Source organism: Mesorhizobium qingshengii (genome assembly GCF_027563465.1).
Taxonomy (GTDB): domain Bacteria; phylum Pseudomonadota; class Alphaproteobacteria; order Rhizobiales; family Rhizobiaceae; genus Mesorhizobium; species Mesorhizobium qingshengii_A.
Map to the genome: position 1 here is coordinate 252,929 of NZ_JAPFQA010000001.1, position 21,505 is coordinate 274,433.

Here is a 21,505-nt window from a genome sequence, read left to right on the forward strand (position 1 = left end):
CTGAAAAAGCTAACGAGGAGGGAGCCATCATGATCATCGACACCCATCTGCATCTCATCGATCGCTCGGCCCTGCGCTATCCCTGGCTCGCCGGCGTGCCGGCGCTCAACCGCGATTTCTCATACGAGGAATACGCTGTGGAGGCGCAGCGTGTTGGCGTCGAGCGCGTGCTGCACATGGAAGTCGATGTCGATCCGGCCGACATCGAGGCCGAGACCGCTCGGGTCGAAGGGTTGTCTGGGCAACCCGGCAGCATGCTGGCCGGGGCGATCGCATCCTGCCGGCCGGAAGAGGCGGATTTCCCGGCCTATCTCGAACGTCAACGAGCGAATTCGTTCGTCAAGGGCTTCCGCCGCGTCCTCCATGTCGTGCCCGACGACCTCTCGGACGGCGCGCGGTTTCGAGACAACATCAAGCAACTTGGCGGCACCGGCCTGACCTTCGATCTCGTCGTGCTGCCGCACCAGATCCCCAGGGCGATAGCGCTTGCCGACCTGGCGCCGGATGTCCGGTTCGTCCTCGACCATTGTGGCGTGCCCGACATCAAGGGCGCAGTCGAGCATCCCTGGCGCGAGCATATGAGCGAGATCGCACGGCGCCCGAATGTCATGGCCAAGATTTCCGGTGTCGTCGCCTATGCCGATCCCGGCAGTTGGACGGCCGAGACGTTGCGGCCTTATGTCGAGCACACCATCGGTGTGTTTGGCTGGGACCGTGTTATCTGGGGCAGCGACTGGCCGGTCTGCACGCTTGGCGGCGGCCTTTCCACCTGGGTGGCGGCGACCCATGCGTTGCTTTCAGGCTGCAGCGTTTCGGAGCGCGACAGGCTCCTGTCCGCGAATGCCCGCAAGCTGTGGCGGCTCGAATAGCTGGATTCGCCTCGGCGTCTCGGCGGGTCGTAGCCCGCAGACGTACTCCTCCGTTCGGTTTCGTTCAGGCTCCTCCACCGGCAGCGCCGGACACCTGCGCCGGGGAGCTCTCCCGGAACAGGCGATTGAGATCGGCAACGACCTGTCGGGACTGATGGCCGGAGGTGATGCCGGAAAGGATGCGGTCGGATGCCGCCTGCTGGAACGCCATGTAGCCGTCATGGCGCGGCCGCACCCATGCGCCCTCCAGCGTCGCGCGCGTATCCCTGTAGAAATTGCCGGTCGCGGCATTGACCGTCTGGTCTTCCCAGGCGGCCGCATGGCCGGGCTGACCGCCGGCGGCGGCATAGGCGCCGCGCTGGACATCGCCGCTGGCGACCCAGTAGGCGAAATCGATCGCGGCCTCTTTCGCCTTCGAAAAGGCTGACACAGCGATGCCTGTGCCACCGAGCGCCGAACCGATGGGTCCGCTCGCGCCGATGACCGGGATGTCGGCGAAGGCCAGCCGGATCGCGCGAAATCCCGTCACCGCATAGGAGACGTAGCCGTAGATCAACGGCGCGCAGACGAATCGGGAACCGGGCTCCACCATGCGCTCCGAAACGGCAATCGGGTCCATCTCGAAACAGGCCGGGTCGACCAGCGCCGCGATCTCGCGCATCGTTTCAAAAACGTTGCTGCCCGTTCCAATGTCGATGAGATCGCGGGACGGATCGGTCGCGCAGGGATGACCGAGATTCCCTGCAAGCGTGTAGAACGTCATCAGCACATGCGGCGGCCGCAATGGCAAAAGCACATGGCCTTGCCGGGCGAGATCGAGCACATCGCTCCAGCGCGTCGGCGGGGCCTCCAGCGCGTCTGGCCGCCATGCCTGGACTTGGCTGGCAGCATCGATCGGAAACGCCCACTGCCGCCCCTGCCAGCTGTAGCTCGGATAGGACTGGCCGACGCTGCCTGAGGCGAGCGTCGCGCGCTCCGCCTCGCGAGCAACGACATCAAGCGGCTCAAGGCAGCGCTCCGCGGTGATCTGGCCGACATGCGGATGGTCGATGACGATGAGATCGTAGGCCCGCGCCAGTTCCTCGACCGGGAAGGACTCGAAATCCTGCAGCGAGCGCTTGTCCCATTCGATCGAGACACCCGTCCGTTGCCGCCACAGGGACGAGCAGGCGACCATCGGATCGTAGCCACGCGGATGGCTCCAGGTCATGCCCTTGAGGGTGGGCAGGCTCACAGGCCGAACTCCTTGCGGATTGCCGCGCTATGCTCGCCGATGCGCGGAGCTGCCCGATCGACCTTGGCTCTGATGCCATCGACCCTGAGCGGCGAACTGGTGGTCAGGATCGAGACATCATCCTCGCGCGTCACCGTCTGCAGCATGTCGAGTGACTGGAAGCCCTCGCTTGCCAGCATTTCCGGCCAGGTCAGCACCTTGGCGCACCAGATGTCGGCCGGCTCAAGAATAGCCAGCCACTCGTCGATCGTCTTGGTGGCGATCCTCCGCGCGATGATCGCCTTGATGTCGTCACGCGCGGTGAACCACGATGCCGGTCTGTCGCGATAGGGCGCCAACTCCTCGAGCGACAGCAGATCGGCCAGCTTGGGGATCGGCGTCATGGCGATGGCGAGGTAACCGTCCTTGGCCGGGTAGACGCCATAGGGCGCCGAAAGATAGGCATGCGCGCTGCGGAAGTTGGAGCGCTTGGGCAAGCGCCGGCCGTCATTGAGATGGGTGGTTAGCACCTCGAACTGGAAATCCACCAGCGCTTCCAGAAGGCTGGTTTCGATATGACTGCCCTGGCCGGTGATGCCGCGCCGCACCAGCGCCGCCAGTATGCCTTGCGCGCAGGCCGCGCCCGCCAGCATGTCGCCGATGGCAAGCCCGAACGGCACCGGCCCCTGGTCCTCGTCGCCGTTCAGCCACATCACGCCGGAGCGCGACTGCGCCAGCAAATCCTGGCCCGGACGTTTGACCCATGGCCCGTCCTCGCCATAGCCGCTGATCGAGGCATAGACCAGCCGCGGGTTGATCTTGCGGACGGTCTCATAGTCGAGGCCGAGGCGCTCGATGACGCCCGGGCGAAAATTCTGGATCAGCACGTCGGCCTTGGCCAGCAGCCCGCGCAACGCCTTGAGATCGGCCTCGTTCTTGAGGTCGATAGCAAAACTTTCCTTGGCCCGGTTGATGGCATGGAAGATGGTGGAATCGCCGCCGATCTCGGTGTCGCTGAGATAGAGCCGGCGCGACAGGTCGCCGCCATCCGGACGCTCGATCTTGATCACGCGGGCGCCGAGATCGAGCAGCCTGAGCGAGCAATAGGGCCCGGACAGGAACTGGCTCATGTCGACGACGACGAGACCGGCAAGCGGCAATTCGGCTGCTGCCGGCATGGCTATTTCTCCGTCTTGCCGACGAAATCGGCCGGGTTGCGATACTTCACCGTCTGCAGATGCTCGCAATAGAGAACGAGCTCGCCTTCGCCCTTGAACACCTCATAGCTGGCGCGGATCAACCCCATTTCCTGGTAGCGGGGCTTCTTGTCGAGGTTGGAGCGGATCGAATAGATCGTGTCGCCAATGAAGACAGGCTTTATGAAACGCAGTCTGTCGTAGCCATAGGAAAAGGCATTGACGCAATTGGTGGCGACCAGCCCCAGGCCGGCCGAGAAGACAAAGGCGCCGGCCACCAGCCGCTTGCCGAAAATGCCCTCGGTCTCGGCAAACATCTGATCCTGCACGTAAGGGTGGATGTCGAGCACCAGCGTGTTGAAAAGGTGGCTGTCGCCTTCGGCCATGGTGCGGCGCAACGAGCGGATCTTCTGGCCAACGGGCCAGTCCTCATAGAACCAGTTCTCGGCGTTCCACACCGGCAGGGCGGCGTGGTCCGCGGGCATGTTGGTGGGATGTGTCGAGGCGACGCCGACGGTGGGCGCGAAATCGGTCATGGCTGGCTCCGATGGTCTCGCGCGAGGTTCCGGGCAATCTTCTGAACGCATCAAAGCGTCGAAAAGCACGACATCTCCTCCCGTCAATCTTCTTTTGTAAATAGTATTTTCACATATGGGGTTGCGTTGCAAGCGTGAACAGGCGAAATCTTGGCTGCGCCAGGGGAGGAAATCATGCGCGAGGATTGCCTGGTCTTTGTCGGCAGCCTGAACCGGGAGGCGCCCTATTTTCAAGGCGCTCGCGGCGCCGGTCTCAGCGTCTACAGCTTCGACGAGAAGACGCTGGGAACGCGGAAACTGGCCGAGACCAATGACATCGACAATCCGACATTCCTGTCGGTGACGCCGGACGGCTCGCGCCTCTACGCCAATTCGGAAGTCTTCAGCTGGCGCGAGGGAACCGTCTCCGCCTACAGCTTCGATCGTGCCTCGGGGACACTCAGCTATCTGAACAAGCAGCCCTCGCTGGGCAGCATCACCGCCCACAACACCATCACCCGCGACGGGGCGAAACTGCTGGTCGCGAATTACGGCATGGGCGAGGGTGGTCCGGATCGCGCCGTGGCGGTCTATGGCTTCGAAGAGAACGGTGCCTTGTCGGCACCGCTGGCCAGCGTTTCGCACAAGGGCACCGGCCCGAACGCGGCGCGGCAGGAACGATCGCATGCCCACAGCGTCACCGAAACCATCGCCGGCGGAACGGCGATTGTCGCCGACCTCGGCATCGACCGCCTGGTATCCTACCGCATCGAGCATGATGGCAGCCTGAGCAAATCAGCCGAATCCGCTTTGCCGCCGGGCGCCGGTCCGCGCCATCTCGCATTGCATCCCAACGGGCGCTTCGTCTTTGTCATGAACGAGCTGGATTCGACCATCGTGTCGATGGCGCTGGACGAAGCCACCGGCAAGCTGTCGATCATCGACGCCAGGACGGCCGTGCCAGCCGAGGCGCGCGACAGCAACCATTGCGCCGATATCCAGATCTCGCCGGATGGCCGTTTCGTCTACGGCTCGAACCGTGGCCACGACAGCGTCGTCATCATGGCGGTCGATCAGCGGTCCGGCTCGCTCAACCTCGTCGGCTACGTCCCTTGCGGCGGCGCGACGCCGCGCAACCTGGCGCTGACGCCGTCGGGCGGCCATCTGTTCTCGGCCAACCAGAACGCCGACCGCATCTCGATCTTTGCCCGCGACGCCGACAGCGGCATGCTGACCGACACCGGCCGCGCCATCGAGATCGGCACGCCTATGTGCGTCAAGATCGTGCGTTGAACCGCTAACCAGGGCTCATGCCTGTTGTATTGCCGACAGCTTCCAGCTCGCGCCATTCTCACGCATGAATGTCCACAGCTCGGTGGTCTCCGTCGGATGATCCTCGTCGCCGTCGACGACCTTGCCGCTGGCCCGTTCGCGCGTCACGTCGCGAGACTCGTAGCGCAATGCGGCCGTGGCGTAGTCGCGGTCATCCTCGCGCCAGCTTTCCGCGATGTCGGCCTGCAGCAAAGTGATGTCCGATACGTCGTTCCTGAGACCTTTCTGGGCATTGTCGGCCAGCTCTTCGGACAGATAGGACACCATCTCGGGGGTCGTCGCCCGACGCAAAGCGGCATGGTCTTCGCGCCCGAATGCTTCCTGGACATCGGTCAACAGCCGCTGGAAGGCGTCGAGGTCGGTCTGAGCGAGCGTGATCTCCTCGGAATCGGCGGTCGGCGAGCCTCCGCCCGAACCACCGCCAAAGCCGGGGATTGTGAACGAGCCTGCGGTCTGGTGCTGTGCTGTCGCGCGGTTCTCAAATCGCGACGCTTGGGTATTGCCGGCACCGGCCAGCGCCGGCGCCGGACCACGCGCGGATTGCGACCGGAAGAAGCGGATAGCCAGCATGATCGCGCCACCGATGAGCAATGCCTGAAGCAGGAAACCGAACATGCCGGCCAGGCCGCCGAAGCCTTGGCCCACGAGCAGGCCGATCAGGCCACCGAGCAGCAGGCCGCGCATCATTGTTCCACCGAAGCCGCTCATGAAGCCAGGCCTCTGCGGGCCGGCCTGCGGCTGCCGGGCCGCAGTGTTGACACCGGTGTTGGGCGTCATCGAACGCTCGACCGGAGCGGTCGGCGCCGGGGCGGTTCTGGTCGGCGGTGCCGATTGGAACGTGCGCATGCCACGACTGCCGAAACTGCCGCCGCGACGAGCCTCGGCATGATCCATCGCGACCATGGAGAAGGCAAGGAACAGTCCTGCAAAGAGGGTGGCAAATCGGCTTGTGCGAGACATCATCGGAGATGAACCTTTATCGATGTGGTTTTTAGAAATTTTCAGCAAATGCCGGCCCGGTTGCCGGGCGGCGTCATGCGTCAATCGAACAATTCTTCGAAGAAGGATTTCTTCCGCTTCGGATGGCGGTGGCCCTGCGAGCGGGAATAATCGTCATCGCGACCGTGTTGCGGCTGGGAGAACGCGGTCGGCTGTGGCTGCGGCGCGGGCGACGCATCCCTGCCGGAACGCTCGATGATCTTGTCGAGTTCGCCTCGATCAAGCCAGACGCCGCGGCACTGCGGACAGTAATCGATCTCGATACCCTGGCGTTCGCTCATCACGAGCGCGACGCGGCAGGAAGGGCAAACCAAACCAGGGAGGGAAGATGTCATATGGGGCTCCAAACCAAAAAGGAATGAGCCCGCTTGACCGAAAGAATGGAAACGGGCCCGTTAAAGCGGTCCGACATCACGATCGCCAAAGCGACAGTCAGAGGGGCCCGGCCCGCACCGGACAGTTAGGAATGCGGAGCCATGCCTTCAAGGGCGGCATCGCCGGCCAGTATGATTTGTTGGCGTCGCAAGCCGGCATGTTCGGTCGGAGTGCCGCCCCGCAACGTGGTCGTGTCTTGAGCGCGGCGGTCGGCAAACTCGGGTTTCTTCCGCAAAGCCGGTAAAAGAGTGCATGCTTCGGGTCTTTGAGGCGTCGTTGCGGTGCCATATGAAAGTGGCTGACGGAATGTAGGCAGTGCAGGAGAGTCGATTCATGACCAAAGGTTCGGATCTGTTCGTTGCGGCACTCGAGAACGAAGGGGTCGAGCGCATTTTCGGCATTCCGGGCGAGGAAAATCTCGACATCGTCGAATCGATTCGGCGCTCGTCGATCCAACTGATCCTGACCCGCCACGAACAGGCGGCCGCCTTCATGGCCGCCACCTACGGCAGGCTCACCGGCAAGGCAGGCGTCTGCATCACCACGCTAGGCCCCGGCGCGCTCAATCTGACAACCGGCTCGGCCTATGCGCTGCTCGGCGCGATGCCGATGATCATGATCACCGGCCAGAAGGGCATCCTGTCATCCCGGCAGGCGCGCTTCCAGATCGTCGATATCGTCGCGGCGATGAAGCCGCTGACCAAGCTGTCGCGGCAGATCGTCTCGCCGAAGATGATCCCGTCACTGGTGCGCGAAGCCTTTCGCGTCGCCCAGGAGGAGCGCCCCGGCCCCGTGCATCTGGAATTGCCGGAAGACATTGCCGCGGCGGAGTGTGAGCCGGTCGCGCTTGTGCCGACGCATCCGGTCGAACTGCCCCTGGCCAGCGCGGCCGCGCTCGATCGTGCCGCCCGCATGATCATGGAAGCCAGGCGTCCGCTGCTGATGTTCGGCGCGGCGGCGTCGCGGCCACGCGTCACTCCCGATGTCGCCCAGTTCGTCCTGCGCACGCAAATTCCCTATTTCACCACGCAGATGGGCAAGGGCACCGTGCCGGGCGGAACCGAACTCTACATGGGAACGGCGGCACTTTCGGAACGCGACTATGTACACGAGGCCATCGAGCAGGCCGATCTGATCATCACCATCGGCCACGACACGGTCGAGAAGCCGCCTTTCATCATGGGCGCGAAGGGGCCGAAGGTCATCCATGTCGGCTATCAATCCGCCGATGTCGAGCAGGTCTATTTCCCGCAGGCCGAGATCGTCGGCGACCTCGGCCCTTCGCTGGCGCTGCTGGCGGACCGTATCGAGGGCAAGATCCCCAATGCGCAGGCCCTGCTGCCGCTGCGGGAAGGCATCTTGAGCCGCATCGCCGCGCGCGCCACCGAAGACCGTTTCACGCCGCAGCGCATCGTGCACGACGTGCGCGCCGTGATGCCGGCGGACGGGATCCTCGCGCTCGACAACGGCATGTACAAAATCTGGTTCGCGCGCAATTACCGCACGCGCATGGCAAACACGCTGCTGCTCGACAACGCGCTGGCCACCATGGGCGCGGGCTTGCCGTCGGCGATGATGGCGGCACTGCTCTACCCGCAGCGCCGTGTCATGGCCATCTGCGGCGACGGCGGCTTCATGATGAACAGCCAGGAACTGGAGACCGCCGTCAGGCTCAAGCTCAACCTCGTCGTCCTGCTGTTGGAAGACCATGCCTACGGCATGATCCGCTGGAAGCAGGCGGTCGACGAGTTCCCGGATTTCGGCATGACCTTCGGCAACCCCGATTTCGTCAAATACGCCGAGGCCTATGGCGCCAGGGGAACCAGGGTTGCAGAAATCGCCGACTTGCGGCCGGCGCTGGAACAGGCCTTCGCCGGCTGCGGCGTGCATCTCGTGGTCGTGCCCATCGACTATTCCGAAAACACCAGGGTGCTCGTCGACGAATTGCGCGAGCGGCTGCCGGCGCCACGGAAGCCCTGACGGCGGCGGCAACGCCGCCATCAGGATTGGTTGGGTGCGAGGGCCTACACCTTGCAGTAGGGCGTGACCGGCGCGATGGTGCCGAAATCCTTGACGATCTCGTAGCCGATGCCGTCGGCCGCCGCCTTGCCGACATAGGAGTGGCAGAGCGTGTGGTTGTTGGAGGCATCGACGCGGATCTTGCCTTGCGGCGCGTCGAACTCGATCGTCGGCAATGCGGCCAGCACATCGTCATCCTTCAGCGATCCGGCTTTCTCGGCGGCCAGCGCGTAGAGATGCAGGCCGTTATAGCCGGCTTCGCCGATGCCGTTCACCATCTTCTCCTGGCCGAACTTTTCGCGGAAGCTCGAGATGAACTTTTTGTTGACCGGATTGTCGAGCGCCATCCAGTAGGGCTGCGGCGCATAGGTGCCGGCGGCCACGCCGGCCGGCAGCGCATCCTTGTTGAAGACCTCGTCGAGCGGCGCGATCAGCGGCTGCTTGATGTCGAAGCTGCGATACTGCTTGAGCTGGGTGACGGCGTCATTGCCGACCACCATCGACCAGACGACATCGGGCTTCAGCGACTTGATCTTCTGGAACGCCGGGCCGAAATCCGTGGTGCCGAACGGATAATAGTCGGCGCCGATGATCTTGCCGCCGGCCTTCTCATAGGCCGCCGTGATCGCCTCGGTCATCTTCTGCGGCCAGGCATAGTCGGAAGCCATGATGTAGATCGTCTTGCCGAGGTTTTCGGCCACCCAAGGCATCATAGGGTCGACCTGCTGCATCGGGATTGGGCCGGTGGCGACGAAGTAGCGGTTGCATTCGCCGCCCTCGAAATTGGTCGGGTAGAAGAACAGCTTCTTGGCCTTCGAGGTCACCGATAGGGTCGCGCTGCGCTCCGGCGAGATGATGGTGCCCATGATCACGTCGACCTTGTCCTCGTTGAGGAGCTTGCGCGCCTTGTCGATCGCGCCCTTGGTCGTGGTCTGGTTGTCCTCGATGAACAACTCGACCTGACGGCCGCCGATGCCGTTGGCGGCGTTGAGCTCGGCGGCGGCCAGCTTGTAGCAATTGAGCAGCGTTTCGCCGAGGATCGCCTGCAGCCCGGTGATCGGGATGGACAGGCCGACCTTGACGGTGTCGGCGGCGCGCAGGATCGAGGGCGCGCCGACCATGGCGAAGGCGGCGGCCGCGCCGCCGGATTTCAGGATAGTTCTTCTGCTTATCATTGTTGTGTTCCCTTCCAGTCCAGACGCGCCCCATGCACGCCTTGCAAAGCCAACAAATCCCAGGCGCTTCAGGCGCGCCTATAGAGCCAACAAATCCTTGAGCAGGGTCTCGTCGGCGAACGCCTCCGGCGCGCCTTCATGGACGATCCTGCCCTTTTCCATCACCAGGCAGCGGTCGGCCGCCTTGAGCACGAGATCGAGATTCTGTTCGACCAGAACGATCGCGATGCCGCGCTCGCGGGCGATGCGCGGCACCAATTCGGCGATCGACTGCACGATGTTCGGCTGGATGCCTTCCGAGGGCTCGTCGAGCAGCAGCGCCGACGGCAGGCCGCACAGTGCGCGGCCGATCGCCAGCATCTGCTGCTGGCCGCCCGAAAGCGTGCCGGCGACCTGCGCTTCGCGTTCGCGCAGGATCGGAAAATAGCCGAAGATGTCGTCAGGAATACCGCCGTCGCCACGATCCCTGGCGGCGCGGGTGCCAACTTCGAGGTTCTGCCGCACGGTCAGCTGGTTGAAGATGCCGCGCCCTTGCGGCACATGCGCGATGCCGGCGCGCGCCCGGCGGAAGGCGGGAGCGTTGGTAAGGTCCTGGTCGCCGAGAACCACCGCGCCGCCGCTCGCCCGCAAGGCGCCGGCGATGACGCGCAGCAGCGTCGTCTTGCCGGCGCCGTTGCGGCCGAGCAGGCCGACGACTTCGCCCGGCGCGACGCTGAGATCGATGCCGTTCAGCACCGGGAGCAAGCCGTAGCCTGCCGAGACGGCAAGTGTCCGCAACATGGTCAGCGCCTCCCCAGATAGACGTCGCGGACCATTTCGTCGGTCTCGATGTCATGGAAAGGACCGCTGCGCAGGCGGCGTCCCTGATGCAGCACAAGCGTCTCGCAGTTCAGCGCCCGCACGAAGCGGATGTCATGCTCGACCGCGACGATCGAGAACTCGCCCTTCAGCCGCAGCAGCATCTCGGCGGTCGCGAGCGTCTCCTGCGGCGTCATGCCGGCGGTCGGCTCGTCGAGCAGCAGCAGCCGGGGCTCGATCGCCAGCGCCATGCCGATCTCCAGCCATTGCTTCTGGCCATGCGCGAGTTCGCCGGCCAGCGTGGCGGCACGATCTGTGAGCGCGACCAGCTCCAGCAGTTCACCGACCGGGCGAACCGGTGAAGGGACGCCCCACCGCGCGACCTTCAGATTGTCCTCCACCGACAGGCTGGGGAAGACCGACGGGATCTGGAACTTGCGGGCGATGCCGAGCCGGGCGATGCGGTGCAGCGGCAGGCCGGCAATGTCGTGGCCGAGAAACCGCACGCTGCCGCTGGTCGGCCGAAGCGTGCCGGTCAGCACGTTGAGGAACGTGCTCTTGCCGGCGCCGTTCGGCCCGATGATGCAGCAGAGTTCCTTGTCGCGCACCGTGAGGTTCAACGCCTCAAGCGCCTGCAGCCCGCCAAAGCGGATGCCGACATTCTCGGCCTGGAGCAGGACGTCGCTCATGGCGTGCTCCTCCGGCCATTGAGCAGGGCCTTCAGCCGCGCGTAGATCGACAGGATGCCATCCGGCAAGACGAAGACGATGACCACGAAGACGCAGCCGAGCAGGAGCGGCCACAGGCTTGGATTGAAGCTGCTGATCGTCTGCTGCGCGCGCTGGATGAAAATCGCGCCGAGAACGGGACCAAGCAGTGTGCCGCGTCCCCCGACCGCCACCCACACGATGACCTCCGTCGACAACAGCAGGCCGGACAAGTCGGGCGCCACCAGCCCCGCCATGCAGACATAAAGCGCGCCGGCAAGACCGGCGATGGCTGCGGACAGGACGAAGGTGACGAGCAACCGCAAGGGTGCATTGTGGCCAAGCGCCGCCGCGCGGACTTCATTGTCCTGGATGGCGGTCAGCACCGTGCCCCAGCGGCCACGGCTGATCGACCACAGTCCGAGCACGACCACGGCGACGATGGCAGCGACGAAGATATAGGAGGGCAGGTCCTGGCTGAGATCGACATGCGTGCCGCCAACATCGAATTCGATCGGCGGGATGCCGATCAGGCCGCTGTCGCCGCCGGTGACGGAGCTCCAGGACACCGCGGCCTGCTGGCAGATGACGCCCATGGCCAGCGTAACGATGGTGAAATAGCTGCCGCGGATGCCACCGAAGAACAGGAAGTAGCCGATTATGGCGGCGACGAAGGCAGCACCAGTCACCGCGCCCATGATACCGAGCAGGCTTCCGAAGGGGATGGCGTCGTTGAGCGTGACCAATGCCATGATGTAGCCGCCGATGCCGAAGAAGGCGGCGTGGCCGAAGCAGAGAATGCCGGTGCGGCCCCAGAAAAAGTCGAGGCTCGCCGCGAACAGGCCGAAGATCAGCGCGTCGCGGATCACCGTCAGCTGGTAACCGTCGGCGATGAACGGATAGAGGATGGCGAGCACCACGCAGACGGCGAAGATCAGCAGCCAGTTGCGGTCCCGGGCGATCATCGCGATGCCCCGTTGAACAGTCCGTTGGGCCGCAGCCGCACGGCGACGATGGCCGCGAGCAGCACGATCGCTTGCGCCAGCGATGGCGATATCTGGTAGTTGAGGACGCTGGTCAGCCCGCCGACGAAGACGCTGCCGGCGACGAGGCCGCCGATCGAGCCGACACCGCCGACGATGACGACGAAGAAGGCGTTGGCGAGATAGTTCACCCCCATCTGCGGCAAGACGATGGCCAGCGGCGCGACCAGCCCGCCGGCAAGCCCGGCGATTGCCGCGCCGAAAGTGAAGGCGATGGCGTAGGTGCGCTGCGTGTTGATGCCGACGCCCTCGGCCATCTCGCGGTTCTGGATGACGGTGCGGATATCGAGGCCGAACGATGTCCGGCTTATCAGCAGGACGACGCCGAGCAAAGTCAGCATGGCGACAGCGATCAGGATCAGCCGATAGGCCGGATAGACGGTGAAGAAGAGGTCGAGCGTGCCTTCGATCGGCGGCGTCACCGGCTTGGCACCGAGACCGAAGGTCAGTTCCAGCCCTTGCTGCAGGATCAGGCTGACGCCCCAGGTGGCGAGCACGGTCGAGACCGGGCGCGAATAGAGATGGCGGATGATGGCGAATTCCAGGATGCAGCCGACCACCGCGCCGGCGATGGGTGCCGCGGCGAGACCCAGCCAGAACGAGCCGCCCATGCTCTGGACGAAATAGACGGCGAAGGCGCCGACGGTGACGAACTCGCCATGCGCCAGATTGGTCACGTTCATCAGCCCGAAACTGATCGCCAGCCCGAGCCCGACCAGCATCAGGATGCTGATCAGCGTCAGTGCGTTGAGGAGCGTGGTGACGACAAAATCCATCGCGTCAGGCAGCACTTGCGAGGCGTTGGCGCAGGCCGGCGAGCAGGGCTTCGGCGGCATCGATCACATCAGCCTGATGCGGCTGCAGATCCTGCCCGGCCCATTCGTCGATATGGTCCGACAGCGGGTCGACCACCTCGGTGCGATGATTGGCCAGCGTCTCGATGACGGCATGGCCGCAGAACGGCACATAGCCCTCGGAGTAGCCGCCTTCATGGGTCATGATCAGGCGTCCCTGCGACGTCTCGGCGGCCAGCGCCACCATGCGTGCGGCAAGGCGCCGGAAGCATTCGCTGTTCAGCATCATGCGGCCGAGCGGATCGAAGCCAGACGCATCGAAGCCGGAAGCGACGATGACGAGATCGGGCTTGAAGGCGCGCAGTGCAGGGGCGACGACGCGGTCGAAGGTCGATTCATAGGCGCCGGTGCCGCTGCCGGACGGCAGCGGGATGTTGATGTTGTAGCCTTCGCCGGCGTCCTTGCCGTTGTCGGCCAGTGCGCCGCGCCCGGTCGGATAGAGATTGTCCTGGTGCACGGAGATGGTCAGCACCGACGGGTCGGAATAGAAGATCGTCTCGGTGCCGTTGCCGTGATGCACGTCCCAGTCGACTATCGCCGCGCGGCCAAGCAGGCCTTCGTGCTGCAGCCGGCGCACGGAGACGCCGATGTTGGAGAAAAGGCAGTTACCCAACGCCTGGTCTGGTTCGGCATGGTGCCCGGGCGGCCGCGCCAGCGCATAGGCGTTATCGACGCGACCGGTCAGCACGGCGCGCATGGCGGCATAGGTGGTGCCGGCCGACAGCAGGGCGATGTCGAAACTGTTGAGGCCGATCGGCGCCTGCGGTCCGGCGAAACCGGAACCCCGCTCGCTCAGCATGCGGATGTCGTCGACGTGGCGTTGCGTATGCACGCGCAGCAGGTCCTCGACCGAGACCGGCTCGGGAATGATCGGCACCAGGTGGCGCGACAGGCCGCTGACCTGGATGAGATTGTTCAGCCGCCGCTTTGAGCCGGGGGATTCCAGATGCCGGCCGGGTTCCACGAAACGGCCGGGAGGCATCATGTCGGCGCTGGAGCCGGTGTCATGCCACATCAGCTGTTCGTGAAAAACGTAACCCGTCGCCATCCGCAGCGTCCTCCAAAACCAGGTGACGCTAGCAGGCCCGCATCGGCTCCGCCCGACCCGAAAGGGGGGCTGCGCCGATCTTCTATGCCCCTCCTTTCGGAGGGGGCGGGTGGCTCTCCGCCGCTTGTGCGGCGCGCACTGCCTGGACCCGGTTGGTCACTGCCAGCTTGCCGAAAATATTTTTCAGATGCCATTTCACCGTCGTTTCGCTCACTGACAGGGCGAAGGCGATATCGCGATTGGACATGCCTTCGGTCAGGCAGCGCAGCAGTTCGGCCTCGCGCTGGGTGAGCTGTTCCTTCTCGGCGGCCGGTGCGGCCAGCTTGCGCGTCGCCACAGGCATCGCCTGCGCGGCATCGATGATGCGCGTGGCATAGGCGGACAGTGCCGGATCGGCTTTTGCCTGAGCCGCGCGCAGCCGCATCAACCCTTCGATAACAGACCTTCCCTCGTCGACGAAGGAGCGGATGAAGCCGGAGGGGTGGGCGAGGCGCAGCGCGTCGAGCAGATAGCGGTCGGCCTCGCGTTGGTCATGGCCGGAACTGGCCACCTTGGCGCGCAGGATCAACGCCAGGATATGGCGGCGCATGCGCCCGCTGTTTCTCGTTCGCTCCAACAGCGCATCGAAAAGCGTCGCGGCCGCCGCGTAGGATTTTTCCGCCGTCAGCAGCCTGCCCTCGGCGAAATATTCGAATTCGTTAGCGACAGTGGGGGCGGTTTCGGCGCTTTCGCGGCGGTGCTCGCTCAGCAGGGCGCGCGCCTCGGCGACGCGGCTCTGGTCGAGCAGGAGCCGGATGCGGTCATGCATGATCATCGATGCCAGGCGGCGGTACACCGTGCCCCGCACGCGCTGATAGACGCGGTCAAGCATGTCCAGGGCGGCTTCGGTGCGGCCGGTCAGTTGCAGCACGCGGGCATAGGTCGGCACGCTGGCCAGCGGATAGACGATGACCGCGGCCCCCTCGATCAGCGGCCCGAGATTCTCGACCAGCGTCAGCGCTTCGCCCGACGAGTTGGTTTCGTAGGCAAGCTCGGCAAGCAGCGTTCCGGCCAAGGCTTCGGCATAGGAGTTTGCACCGATCCGCGCCCTGGCCTCGATGATCGCGTTGCGCAGCAGCCGTTCCGCGGCGGGCAAGCGGCCAGCCGAACGCTCGATGACGGCCATGTAGCAATTGGCGATGGTGACGCCGAGCAAGCTACCGCTTCGCTCGTGCGCCTTGCGCGCCGCGTCCACCGCTGCGCGCGCACCCGCAAGGTCGCCCAGCGCGTAGAGATTGTAGCCGATCACATTGGCGGTCGCGCCCTCCATGAACCACGCATCCGGCGCAATGATGCGCAAGGCCGCCAGCGCGGTGTCGCGCGCCTCCTCGAACTGTTCCAGCGTGCTGTGTACGGCGGAATCCAACACCGCGAGCTCGGCCTCGATGGTGGTGCCAGTCATGGTGCCTGGGTCGTTGCCGTCCGCCGGTCCGGTTTCGACCAGCTTGCGTGCATTGCTCAGCGTTTGTTGGGCAATCTCCGGCTGGCTGCTGTGCACCGCCAGCCACAGCACGACCAATTGCAGCCGGATGCGCTGGTCGACCAGCTTCCTGGGCAGCAGTGCCAGCAATTGGCGCACATAAAGAAGCTGGCACTGGGCGATGAGCTCGAGCGCGTTGTTTTCGACGAACACCGCCGCGCGGGCCTGGTCGCCGGCGGCCAGTGCATGTCCGATGGCCTCGGTCAGCATCTTGCGTTCGCCGAACCATTCGGCGGCGGCCAGATGCAGTGGTGCGATCATCTCCGGTTCGCGCCGTTCCAGTTCGCGGCTGAGGAAATCGCGGAACAGATGATGATAGCGGAACCAGCGTCGCTCTTCGTCGAGCGGCACGAGGAACAGGTTGCGTGTCTCGATTTCGGTGATCGCCGCCTCGGCGTCCGCCGCGCGCATCACCGCCCGGCAGGCTTCGGCGCTGAAGCGTTCGAAAATCGAGCTGTAGAGCAGGAACTTCGCGATTGCCGGCGGCAGTTCCAGGAACACTTCCCCCATCAGGAAATCGGCGACGTTGCGGTTGGCGCCGGTGAAATTGCCGATGACGGTTTCGGGCGCATGCGCGGCACCCAGCGACAGCGAGACCAGCTGCAGGCCCGCGGCCCAACCCTCCGCTCGGGAGCACAAGGTCTCCACCGCGCCGCTGCTGACGCTGAGGCCAAGCTTCTCGTTGAAGAAGGCCTCGGCTTCGGACGAGGCGAAGCGCAGATCGTCGCGGCCGATTTCGAACACGTCGCCAAGCACCCTGAGCTTGCCGAGCTGCAGGTCGGGCAGGCTGCGCGAACCGATGACGAAGGCGACGTTGGCGGGCGCCTGCCGGGTCAGGCGCTCCATGAACCGCTTCACCGCCGGCGCCTCGATGGCGTGGTAGTCGTCGAAGAACAGGGTGATGTCGGCGTCGCGCGCCGCGAGGCCCGCCAACAGCGCGGCGAGCACGACATCGAGCTGCGGGATCGGACTCGACTGGAAGGCAAGATCGAGTTCCGCCGGGCTCTGGACGAGGTGGCGCAGCGCTCCCACCAGATGCGACAGGAAGGCGCCCTCGTCATTGTCAGTTACCTCGCAGGACAGCCATGCGGTCAGCCGGCCATGGCGAGCGACTTCCGCGGCCCACTGCGCCATCGTCGTCGACTTGCCAAAGCCGGCGGGCGCCGCGAACAACACGATCCGCGTATCGATATGCCGGTTCAGCGTCGACAGGATGGTCTCGCGGCGGACCCACCGGCGGTGATGCAGTGACGCGTGCGTGGCGGCTTGCGGAGGTGTTCTCATCTAGGTTTGCGCAAGCTGTCGGTTCTCCGGGGAGGCCGGCGCGCCCTTGCCATTGCCGCCCGTGGGATTGCAAGCACTCCACTCCGCTTCGATCAGCGGAATCTGCGGTGCGGCGCTGCGTGGCAAGGTCCCCTTTATCCGGGGATCGTCGACGATTTCGAACCCGGTCGCGAAGGGAACAAATCCGCAAGCGCTGTAGAAGCCGATGACGCTGTGATGATCGAAGCTGCTTGTGTGGAGCCAGATACGGCTCGGATTGAGGCGCCATGCGAGATCGAGCGCCCCCGCCATCAGCCGCTTGCCGAAACCGCGGCCGGTCAATGAAGGGAACAGCCCGAAATAGGTGATCTCGATCTCGTTGCTGTCGGCGACGGAGAACTCGACCATGCCGAGATGCGTACCGCTTTCATCGTAGCCGTAGTAGAGATGCTGGCGCGGATCGGCGAAATGTTCCGCGATCTCGGTGTCGGACATTTCGGACACGCGGTCCCACAGCCAGGGCGCGCCGATCTCCAGGAAGATCGCCCGATACGACGCGCAGCCGGGCATGGTGATCCGGGACATGGCCAAAGGTTGTGCAGGAAGGGGTTGCGGCGCGCGCGCCTCCATCCACGTCACCGCATTGGCGAGCTTGCCCGCCGGCAGGCGCCGGTAGCCGATGGCGAGATCGGTGATTTCGGCCGGCATCGTGTCTTCTGTGATCAACGCATTCCTCTCTCTGTCTATGCGATAGCAGTATCGGCTTGCGACAGCCGATGCCAACTCCCAAGAACGTGGCGGCATCGAACGGCAAGCTTTGGAGTGAATTTTTGGCGCCGGTGCCTCTTGCATTTCACAGAAATGGCATATGAGATATGATACATCATCCAGATGAAAGCGAAATATGATGCCTGAGCGCATTGCGGACGAGGCCATTCTGAGCGCGGTCGACGATGGCTTCGCGCGACAGGTTGCGTTCCTGGCGGACCTCGTGCGCCTTCCCTCCCAGCGTGGCGAGGAACACGCCGCGCAATCCTTCATGGCGGCTGCCTATGAAGCTAATGGCTATGCGGTCGACATGTGGCGTGTCGATGTCGATGCGATTCGCGACCTGCCGGGTTTTTCACCCGTGGCGGTTTCCTATGACGATGCCTTCAACGTCGTTGCCACCCACACGCCGCGAAACGCGACCGGCCGCTCGCTGATCCTCAACGGCCATATCGACGTGGTGCCGACGGGACCGCTCGACCGCTGGATGCGCGATCCCTACGATCCGGCGATCGAGGATGGCTGGATGCATGGCCGCGGCGCCGGCGACATGAAGGCCGGCCTGTCGGCCTGTCTCTATGCGCTGACCGCATTGCGCGGCCTCGGCTATCAGCCGGCCGCTAACGTGTTCCTGCAATCGGTGGTCGAGGAAGAGTGCACCGGCAATGGCGCGCTTGCCTGCCTGCAGCGCGGCTACCGCGCCGACGCCGCCTTCATCCCCGAACCGCTGGAACCGCGATTGATGCGCGCGCAGGTCGGGCCGATCTGGTTCAGGGTCGAGGTCGACGGCGATCCGCAGCATGCGTCGGGCGCTTTCTCGGCCGGCGCCAATGCCATCGAAAAGGCATTCGCCATCATCCAGGCGCTGAAGCAGCTCGAAATCGTCTGGAACGCGCGCAAGGTCGATGACCCGCATTTTTGCGATCATCCGCACCCCATCCGTTTCAACCTCGGCAAGATCGAAGGCGGCGAGTGGACATCAAGCGTTCCGGCGCGCTGTGTCTTCGAGATGCGCGTCGCCACCTATCCCGGCCAGAAGCTCGATGACGCCAGGGCCGAGCTTGAGGCGTGCATCGCCGATGCGGCGCGCGCCGATCCGTTCCTGGCCAACCGCCCGCCCAAGATCATTTATAACGGCTTCATGGCCGAAGGTTATGTCCTGGAAGGCGCCGACGAGATGGAAGCCGTGCTGCGGCGCAGCCATGTCGCGGTCTGGGGCGAGCCGTTGACGGAACACGTCACCTCGGCGACGACCGATGCGCGTTTCTTCGGCCTTTATGCCGACACGCCGGCGATCGTCTACGGCCCGATCTGCCGCATGCCGCATGGCTATGACGAAGCGGTCGATCTGGATTCGGTGCGCAAGGTCACCCAGACCATCGCGCTGTTCATTGCCGACTGGTGCGGCCTCGAACCGGTCGCTCCAGAGGCAAAACCATGAACGCGGCCATACCCGATGCTTTCGGCGACACGCTCGCCGAGGACGCGCCGCACGTTTCGACAGCCGACGCACTCGCCATCTTGCGCCAGCACTACGGGCTGACCGGCACCGCGCGTCCGTTGCCCGGCGAACGCGACCACAATTTTCACATCCAGACAGACGGCAAGGGCGAGTTCGTCCTGAAAATCTCCCATCCGGCGGAAAAGGCCGGCTTCACCGACTTCCAGAACAAGGCGCTCGACCACATCCTTGCGGTCGACCCCACCTTGCCGGTTCCCTCGGTGCGCAAAAGCCTTCAGGGAGAGGCCCAGTTCGCGGTCAGCGTCGGGGGGGCGGCGGCGCGTATCATCCGGCTGGTCACCTATCTGCCCGGCCAGTTGCTTTCGCGCTCGCCGGCATCAGCCGCGCAGGATCGCAATCTCGGCATCTTCCTCGCCCGCCTCGGTCGGGCGCTGCGCGGCTTCTTCCATCCGGCCGCCGGCAGCGATCTGCTCTGGGATATCCGCAAGGTCGCCAAGACGCGGCCGATGATGGCGCATATCACTGACGCTGGCCGGCGCGCCATGGTCGAACGTGCGATCGACGCCTTCGAGGAGCATGCGGCACCGGTAATCCCGAAACTGCGCGCCCAGATCGTCCACAACGACATGAACTCCTACAATGTGGTGATGGACGCTTCGCGGCCGGAGGCCGTGAGCGGCATCCTCGATTTCGGCGATATGATCCACGCGCCGCTGATCTGTGACCTCGCCATAGGCGCCGTCTATCGCTGGCCGGCGGAGGGCCACCCATTGGCACCGGCCGCGCGCTTCGTCGCCGGCTATCAATCGGTGCAGCCGCTCGAGGTCGAAGAGATCGGCATTCTTTTCAATCTGATCCGCGCCCGCCTCGCGCTCATCGTCAACATCGCCACCTGGCAGGCGGAGCGGTTTCCAGCCAAACGCGACTATGTCCTGCGCCACGGCGCGGAAGTCTGGGCCTCGCTCGAACGGCTGGACGGTCTGTCGGCCATCGATGCCCGCAGTTATTTCCTCGACCATTCCAATCCGGAGTAGATGCTCGTGTCCCAGTCCTCGCCAAACCCTGCAAACGCCGACGCGACGGCATCCCAGCGCGCCCTGCTCGAGCGTCGCGCCAGACTGCTTGGCCCGACCTACCGCGCCTTCTACCGCAACCCGATCCATCTGGTGCGCGGCAGCGGCGTCTGGCTCTACGATGAGCAGGGCCGGAAATTCCTCGATGCCTACAACAATGTCGCCTCGGTCGGGCACTGCCACCCTCGCGTCGTCGAGGCCTTGTCGGGGCAGGCCGCCACGCTCAACACGCACACCCGTTATCTGAGCGAGATCATCCTCGATTACGCGGAAAAGCTTCTCGGCACCTGTCCGCCCCATCTGGGACACGCCATGTTCACCTGCACCGGCAGCGAGGCCAATGACCTTGCCATCCGCATCGCCCAGCATTCCAGCGGCGGCACCGGGGTGATCGTCACCGACTTCGCCTATCACGGCGCGACGATCGCGACCGCGCAGCTGTCGCCGGCGGCGGTCGGGGCAAAGGGCGTGCCGGCGCACCACCGCACCGTCGCGGCGCCCGACACGTTCCGCGACCATGGCCGAACCGCGCACGATTTTGCCAGGAACGTCGCCGCCGCGATCGACAGCATGCGCGCACAGAATATCCGTCCGGCGGCAATGCTCCTCGACTCGGCCTTTTCCAGCGACGGCATCTTCTTTCCCGACGCCGCGGTGATGCGCGAGGCGGCGGATCACGTCAAAAAAGCCGGCGGCATCGTCATCGCCGACGAGGTCCAATCCGGCTTCGGCCGGCTCGGCCAGGGCATGTGGGGCTTCGCCAACTATGGCATCGAGCCCGATATCGTCACGCTGGGCAAGCCGATCGGCGCCGGGCATCCGATGGGCGCGGTGCTCGTGCGGCCGCAGCTCGTTGCCTCTTTCGGTTCCAACACCGGCTACTTCAACACCTTCGGCGGCAATCCTGTCGCGGCCGCCGTCGGCATCGCCGTTCTCGAGGTGATCGAAGGCGAGGGGCTGATCGAGAATGCGCGCATGGTCGGCGCCTATACGGCTGATCTGCTGAGCGCCCTGCGGAGCCGGCACGGCATAGTCGCCGACGTCAGGCACAACGGCCTCTATTTCGGCGTCGAGTTGACGGCGGAGGGCGACGCGGCAGTGGCCGCGGCCAAGACGTCAGCGGTTGTCGAAGCCATGCGCGAGGATGGCGTGCTGATCTCATCCTGCGGTCCGCGCGGCAATGTGCTGAAGATCAGGCCGCCTCTGCCGTTCGCCAGGGACAATGCCGAGCAACTGGCCGAGACACTCGATCGCGCACTGTCGCAATGGTGACCGGA

Annotated in this window: 19 protein-coding genes; 6 read left to right on the forward strand and 13 right to left on the reverse strand. The window is 64.7% G+C overall.

Going from position 1 to position 21,505, the window contains the following annotated elements; translation table 11 throughout:
* The first annotated feature begins 29 nt into the window (after positions 1-29).
* Positions 30-869 (forward strand): amidohydrolase family protein, encoded by an 840-nt coding sequence (locus tag OOJ09_RS01170; RefSeq protein WP_269903429.1) that lies wholly within the window; start codon positions 30-32, stop codon positions 867-869.
* A 64-nt stretch (positions 870-933) separates the two neighbouring features.
* Here OOJ09_RS01170 and OOJ09_RS01175 read toward each other — a convergent pair whose 3' ends face one another.
* From OOJ09_RS01175 to OOJ09_RS01185, 3 genes are read right to left on the reverse strand one after another with little or no spacing between them, the layout of a single operon-like run.
* A complete protein-coding gene (locus OOJ09_RS01175; RefSeq protein WP_269903430.1) occupies positions 934-2,103 on the reverse strand; it encodes an extracellular solute-binding protein in 1,170 nt (389 codons plus the stop codon).
* Entirely contained in the window at positions 2,100-3,260 is a 1,161-nt protein-coding gene (locus OOJ09_RS01180; RefSeq protein WP_269903431.1) for a CaiB/BaiF CoA transferase family protein, read from the reverse strand. The genes OOJ09_RS01175 and OOJ09_RS01180 overlap by 4 nt, the downstream gene beginning before the upstream one ends.
* Before the next feature lie 2 nt (positions 3,261-3,262).
* Positions 3,263-3,814 (reverse strand): MaoC family dehydratase, encoded by a 552-nt coding sequence (locus OOJ09_RS01185; RefSeq protein ID WP_269903432.1) that lies wholly within the window; start codon positions 3,812-3,814, stop codon positions 3,263-3,265.
* A gap of 174 nt (positions 3,815-3,988) precedes the next feature.
* On the opposite strand from OOJ09_RS01185, the gene OOJ09_RS01190 reads away from it, so the two are divergent.
* A complete protein-coding gene (locus OOJ09_RS01190; RefSeq protein WP_269903433.1) occupies positions 3,989-5,086 on the forward strand; it encodes a lactonase family protein in 1,098 nt (365 codons plus the stop codon).
* A gap of 15 nt (positions 5,087-5,101) precedes the next feature.
* Here the strand turns inward: OOJ09_RS01190 and OOJ09_RS01195 are convergent, their stop codons facing one another.
* Both OOJ09_RS01195 and OOJ09_RS01200 read right to left on the reverse strand, forming a co-directional pair.
* A complete protein-coding gene (locus OOJ09_RS01195) occupies positions 5,102-6,088 on the reverse strand; it encodes a Tim44 domain-containing protein (protein ID WP_269903434.1) in 987 nt (328 codons plus the stop codon).
* Between the two features lie 77 nt (positions 6,089-6,165).
* Positions 6,166-6,459: a zf-TFIIB domain-containing protein gene (locus OOJ09_RS01200; RefSeq protein WP_269903435.1), complete on the reverse strand. Its 294-nt coding sequence runs from the start codon at positions 6,457-6,459 to the stop codon at positions 6,166-6,168.
* A 373-nt stretch (positions 6,460-6,832) separates the two neighbouring features.
* Here OOJ09_RS01200 and OOJ09_RS01205 point away from each other — a divergent pair, with 373 nt between their 5' ends.
* A complete protein-coding gene (locus tag OOJ09_RS01205) occupies positions 6,833-8,479 on the forward strand; it encodes an acetolactate synthase large subunit (RefSeq protein ID WP_269903436.1) in 1,647 nt (548 codons plus the stop codon).
* A 44-nt stretch (positions 8,480-8,523) separates the two neighbouring features.
* On the opposite strand, the gene OOJ09_RS01210 is transcribed toward OOJ09_RS01205, so the two are convergent.
* The 8 genes from OOJ09_RS01210 to OOJ09_RS01245 all read right to left on the reverse strand — a co-directional run bounded on the left by OOJ09_RS01210 (position 8,524) and on the right by OOJ09_RS01245 (position 17,846).
* Positions 8,524-9,693 (reverse strand): substrate-binding protein, encoded by a 1,170-nt coding sequence (locus OOJ09_RS01210; RefSeq protein ID WP_269903437.1) that lies wholly within the window; start codon positions 9,691-9,693, stop codon positions 8,524-8,526.
* Between the two features lie 78 nt (positions 9,694-9,771).
* Positions 9,772-10,473 (reverse strand): ABC transporter ATP-binding protein, encoded by a 702-nt coding sequence (locus OOJ09_RS01215; protein ID WP_269903438.1) that lies wholly within the window; start codon positions 10,471-10,473, stop codon positions 9,772-9,774.
* A 2-nt stretch (positions 10,474-10,475) separates the two neighbouring features.
* On the reverse strand, positions 10,476-11,180 hold the full coding sequence (locus OOJ09_RS01220; protein WP_269903439.1) for an ATP-binding cassette domain-containing protein: 705 nt from the start codon (positions 11,178-11,180) through the stop codon (positions 10,476-10,478).
* Positions 11,177-12,163: a branched-chain amino acid ABC transporter permease gene (locus tag OOJ09_RS01225; protein WP_269903440.1), complete on the reverse strand. Its 987-nt coding sequence runs from the start codon at positions 12,161-12,163 to the stop codon at positions 11,177-11,179. The genes OOJ09_RS01220 and OOJ09_RS01225 overlap by 4 nt, the downstream gene beginning before the upstream one ends.
* Positions 12,160-13,077 (reverse strand): urea ABC transporter permease subunit UrtB, encoded by a 918-nt coding sequence (gene urtB / locus OOJ09_RS01230; RefSeq protein ID WP_269903441.1) that lies wholly within the window; start codon positions 13,075-13,077, stop codon positions 12,160-12,162. The genes OOJ09_RS01225 and urtB overlap by 4 nt, the downstream gene beginning before the upstream one ends.
* Entirely contained in the window at positions 13,022-14,143 is a 1,122-nt protein-coding gene (locus OOJ09_RS01235; RefSeq protein WP_269903442.1) for a class II histone deacetylase, read from the reverse strand. Before OOJ09_RS01235 ends, urtB begins: the two co-directional genes overlap by 56 nt.
* Before the next feature lie 82 nt (positions 14,144-14,225).
* Positions 14,226-16,946, reverse strand: a complete 2,721-nt coding sequence (locus OOJ09_RS01240) for a LuxR C-terminal-related transcriptional regulator (protein WP_269903443.1) — start codon at positions 16,944-16,946, stop codon at positions 14,226-14,228.
* Positions 16,947-17,846, reverse strand: coding sequence for a GNAT family N-acetyltransferase (locus OOJ09_RS01245; protein WP_269903444.1), 900 nt, complete (start codon positions 17,844-17,846; stop codon positions 16,947-16,949).
* Here OOJ09_RS01245 and OOJ09_RS01250 point away from each other — a divergent pair.
* From OOJ09_RS01250 to OOJ09_RS01260, 3 genes are read left to right on the forward strand one after another with little or no spacing between them, the layout of a single operon-like run.
* Positions 17,833-19,134, forward strand: a complete 1,302-nt coding sequence (locus tag OOJ09_RS01250; RefSeq protein ID WP_269903445.1) for an ArgE/DapE family deacylase — start codon at positions 17,833-17,835, stop codon at positions 19,132-19,134. The genes OOJ09_RS01245 and OOJ09_RS01250 overlap by 14 nt on opposite strands.
* Positions 19,131-20,189, forward strand: a complete 1,059-nt coding sequence (locus OOJ09_RS01255; RefSeq protein ID WP_269903446.1) for a phosphotransferase — start codon at positions 19,131-19,133, stop codon at positions 20,187-20,189. Before OOJ09_RS01250 ends, OOJ09_RS01255 begins: the two co-directional genes overlap by 4 nt.
* Positions 20,190-21,500, forward strand: coding sequence for an aspartate aminotransferase family protein (locus OOJ09_RS01260; RefSeq protein ID WP_269903447.1), 1,311 nt, complete (start codon positions 20,190-20,192; stop codon positions 21,498-21,500).
* Positions 21,501-21,505: the final 5 nt, after the last annotated feature.